Below are 4,574 nucleotides of genomic sequence, written 5' to 3'. Positions count from 1 at the left end.
GGTCGACTTCCGTGATCAACTCAAATCATCTATTCCAGCTTTGACGATCGAAGAAGAAAAGAGTCTGAACTCATTACCTCCGGTTGACCTGCTTCTGCCAGATCACAACATGGTGATTGAAGTTCAGGGCCCCTCTCATTACGTAGGTGGTGATTTCAAAACCAGGAATGGTTCGACTTTGCTTAAAATCGCACTGTTGCAAAAAGCAGGATTTGAGGTCATTGAAATCCCGACTAACCAGCTTTTGAACAACGATTTAATGAAACCCTATATTGATCAAATAAAGATCAGGGTAAGCATCGCGCCACAGGAGCATGGCTCTGTATCACTTAAAAGAGGAGGGTGGGCAGGTGCTCCATACGTGACTGGTGAAGAACATTTAGCAGAGCAAACCAACCCGACAAAGAGGAAGAAAACAGGCAGCCAGTAATCGCCTTCCACCCATCATGACTCAAGTAAACTTTTCCGCAAAATGAACTTCTGGGCAGAACAGCAGTCTGCTTTTTATATTTTCATGAATTAATGAAATATAATTATGGATAGACGTTCTGCTGGTATCAGTGGTCATTACGCAAGATCAGGTAATGGTTACAACCAACAAGATGACCATGCCGCTTCATCAAGGCGTGGACGATATAGACATGCCACAGTCAGACAGTGGGATAATACTCCACGCACTACACCGGGGTGTAATCAATTTTACCAATCTCCTGCCGTATGCCCTTCTCAACATCTACAGCGCCGTTCAATAATCCCTGCCCAAGATTTTAATGCGCTCATCAAACCAGAAATAATGGATGATCTGGTGCGTAAATCGGTCCGTTTCGGTCATCGCTATGATGGGAGAAATCACGGCCTGTATGCCAATTCAATTAAACAATACACATCCGCTGCGAAAAGACCGTTAAATCGAGCGGAACAAAGCCAGCTGATAGGTCTGCTGCAAAATTTTACCATAACACGGCGTTGGGACTGGCGAAGCCTGACGACAACACTTCACTCATTGACTTCTGCAGGTGTTTTTACCCCTCATAAACCCATGGATGAGCGTGTCAAGCTTACTCAAGCGGCCTTATTGTCAACGCTACTTGATGCAATAATATTCAAGTGCAACCAAAAACCTCAAGCCCGGGACATTGATGCCCGGGGAATCGCCAACCTGCTGTGGGCCATGGCGAAACTGGTGGACAACGGGCTGGAGCAGACACCAGAATTCAACGAGACCGTGCCCGCGCTGTTGCCCCACGTGAACACACAGAAAGCTCACTTCAAACCACAGGAAGTCACCAACCTGCTGTGGGCCATGGCGAAACTGGTGGACAACGGGCTGGAGCGGACACCTGGGCTCAAAGATGCTGTGGCCGCCCTGCTGCCCCTCCTGAACGCACAGAAAAATCAACTTAACGCCCAGAGTATTGCCAACCTGCTGTGGGCCATGGCGAAACTGGTGGACAACCGGCTGGAGCGGACACCAGGGCTCAACGAGGCCGTAGCCACCCTGTTGCCCCTCGTGAACGCACAGAAAAACCAATTTATTCCTCAGCATATCGCCAACCTGCTGTGGGCCATGGCGAAACTGGTGGACAACCGGCTGGAGCGGACACCAGGGCTCAACGAGGCCGTGGCCGTGCTGTTGCCACAAGTGAACCCAGAGAAAGCTGACTTTAAACCACAGGAAGTCGCAAGCCTGCTGTGGGCCATGGCGAAACTGGTGGACAACCGGCTGGAGCGGACACCAGAGCTAAACGAGGCCGTGGCCACCCTGTTGCCCCTCGTGAACGCACAGAAAAACCAATTTATTCCTCAGCATATCGTCAACCTGCTGTGGGCCATGGCGAAACTGGTGGACAACGGGCCACAGTGGACGCCAGGGTTTAACCAAACCGTGGCCGCGCTGTTGCCCCAAATGAGTGCGCAGAAAGCCAACTTTACACCACAGGGTATCGCTAACCTGCTGTGGGCCATGGCGAAACTGGTGGACAACGGGCAGGAGCACACACCAGAACTCAAAGAGGCTGTGGCCGTGTTGTTGCCCCACGTAAACGTACAGAAAGACCAATTTGTTCCTCAGGGTATCGCCAACCTGCTGTGGGCCATGGCAAAAATGGTCGACAACGGACAGGAGCACATACCAGGACTCAAAGAGGCCGTGGCCGCGCTGTTGCCCCATGTGAACGCTCAGAAAGACCAATTTAATGCCCGGGATATCGCCAACCTGCTGTGGGCCATGGCGAAACTGGTGGACAGCGGGCTGGAGCAAACACCAGAGCTCAAGGACGCTGTGGCCGCACTGTTGCCCCACGTGAACGCACCCAAAGACCAAGTTATTCCTCAGCATATCGCCAACCTGCTTTGGGCCATGGCGAAACTGGTGAGCAGCGGGCTGGAGCGGACGTCGGGTCTCAACGAGGCCGTGGCGGCGTTGTTGCCCCACATTAATGCACAGAAAGCTCACTTTAAACCACAGGAAATCGCCAACCTGCTGTGGGCCATGGCGAAACTGGTGGACCGCAGGCAGGAGCGAACACCAGAGCTAAAAGAAGCAGTGACCGCGCTGTTGTGCCAAATGAACGCACAGAAAGCCAACTTTAAACCTCAGGAAATCACCAACCTGCTGTGGGCCATGGTGAAATTGGTGGACAACGGGCAAGAGCAGACACCAGAGCTCAACAAGGCCGTGGCCGGGCTGTTGCCCCACATGAACGCACAGAAAGCCCAATTTAATGCCCAGGACATCGCCAACCTGCTGTGGGCCATGGCAAAACTGGTGGACAGCGGGCAGGAGAAGATACCAGGGCTCATGGAGGCCGCGGCCGCGCTGTTGCCCTACGTGAACGCACAGAAAACTAACTTTACACCACAGGCAATCGCCAACCTGCTGTGGGCTATGGCGAAACTGGTGGATAAAGGGCAGGAGCAGACACCAGGGCTCAACGAGGTTGTGATCTCGCTGTTGCCCCTCGTGAACGCACAGAAAGATCAATTTACTGCCCAGGGTATTGCCAACCTGCTGTGGGCCACGGCCAAACTGGGTGAACTCGTTGAGCTGAACGTGGTTACCTCTACGTTCGAATCGCTTCTCTATCGAATCAGTAAGAACCTTCAGTTTTCTCAGAAAGAGATATCGATGTCTCTCTGGGGAGTAATGGTATGCTGTGCCAGGTTGTTTCTGGACTCTAATACCAATAAAAATAACCTATTTGAAAAACACATGGATGACCTGTTCATTCGTCTGGAAAATACATCGCCAGATAATGGAGAGGATCAATCCATCCTTGCCATGGCTGCAAGTTGGCTTGGCAGAACCTGTTTGGTCGTCCGCCATTTCCAGACAACCATTTCAAAAAACCAGGTCGACTTCCGTGATCAACTCAAATCATCTATTCCAGCTTTGACGATCGAAGAGGAAAAGAGTCTGAATTCATTACCTCCGGTTGACCTGCTACTGCCAGATCACAACATGGTGATTGAAGTTCAGGGACCGTCTCATTACGTGGGTGGTGATTTCAACACCAGGAATGGTTCGACTTTGCTTAAAATCGCACTGTTGCAAAAAGCAGGATTTGAGGTCATTGAAATCCCGACTAACCAGCTTTTGAACAACGATTTAATGAAACCCTATATTGATCAAATCAAGACCAGGATAGGCATCCCGCCACAAGGTCATGCCTCTGTACCACTTAAAAGAGGGTGGACAGATTCTGCATACGTGACTGGTGAAGAACATTTAGCAGAGCAAATCAACCCGGCAAAGAGGAAGAAAACAAACAGCCAGTAATCGCCTTCCTCCCATCATGACTCAAGTAAACTTTTCCGCAAAATGAACTTCTGAGCAGAACAGCAGTCTGCTTTTTATATTTTCATGAATTAATGAAATAAAATTATGGATAGAAGTTCTGCTGGTATCAGTGGTAAATACGCAAGATCAGGTAATGATGACAACCAACCGGATGAGTCTGCTGCTGCTTCAAGGCGTGGACGGTATAGACAGTGTACAGTCAGACATCGGAATAACCCCCTCCGCCCTACCCCGTGGCATAATGAATTTTACCATTCTTCAGGCCCATGCTCTTCTCAATATCTAGTGCGCCGTTCCGTCAACCCGACTCAAGATTTTAATGCCCTCATCAAACAGGAAGTAATGGATGATCTGGTGAGTAAATCGGAACGTTTCGGTCATCGCTATGATGGGAGAAATCACGGTCAGTATGCCAGTTCAATTAAAAAATACTCATCAGCTGCTAAAAGACCGTTAAATCGAACAGAACAAAGCCAGCTGATGCGTTTGCTGCAAAATTTTACTGCAACACGGAGCTGGAATTGGCGAAGCCTGACGACAACACTTCACTCATTGACTTCAGCGGGTGTTTTTACCCCTCATAAACCCATGGATGAGCGTGTTAAGCGTACTCAAGCTGCCTTATTGTCAACGCTACTGGATGCAATAATATTCAAGTGCAACAAAAAAGCTGAAGCATGGGAGATTGATGCCCAGGGAATCGCCAACCTGCTGTGGGCCATGACGAAACTGGTGGATAACGGGCAGGAGCAGACACCAGAATTCAACAAGGCCA

At 50.0% G+C, this 4,574-nt stretch carries 3 protein-coding genes; all 3 read left to right on the top strand.

Features of this window, described 5'->3' with window-relative positions; translation table 11 throughout:
- Window positions 1-430, top strand: a 430-nt coding sequence (locus ACO6V1_RS22525) for an RAP domain-containing protein (protein ID WP_422468705.1), incomplete at its 5' end; no start/stop codon positions are given.
- A gap of 105 nt (window positions 431-535) precedes the next feature.
- The gene (locus ACO6V1_RS22520; protein WP_422468703.1) at window positions 536-3,778 is read left to right on the top strand and encodes a DUF1601 domain-containing protein; all 3,243 of its coding nucleotides are present in this window, start codon (window positions 536-538) and stop codon (window positions 3,776-3,778) included.
- 105 nt (window positions 3,779-3,883) lie between these two features.
- Window positions 3,884-4,574: hypothetical protein (locus tag ACO6V1_RS22515; RefSeq protein ID WP_422468701.1), on the top strand; the 691-nt coding region annotated here is incomplete at its 3' end.

It is taken from the genome of Endozoicomonas sp. ALC013, assembly GCF_049310205.1.
Taxonomy (GTDB): Bacteria; Pseudomonadota; Gammaproteobacteria; order Pseudomonadales; family Endozoicomonadaceae; genus Endozoicomonas.
The sequence above is the reverse complement of the archived record's forward strand: the minus strand, read 5'-3'. Positions and strand labels throughout refer to the sequence as shown.

Bases quoted from the DNA above. Each gene is read 5' to 3' on its own strand.
- ACO6V1_RS22520 (WP_422468703.1), top strand. From the start codon at position 536: ATGGATAGACGTTCTGCTGGTATCAGTGGTCATTACGCAAGATCAGGT.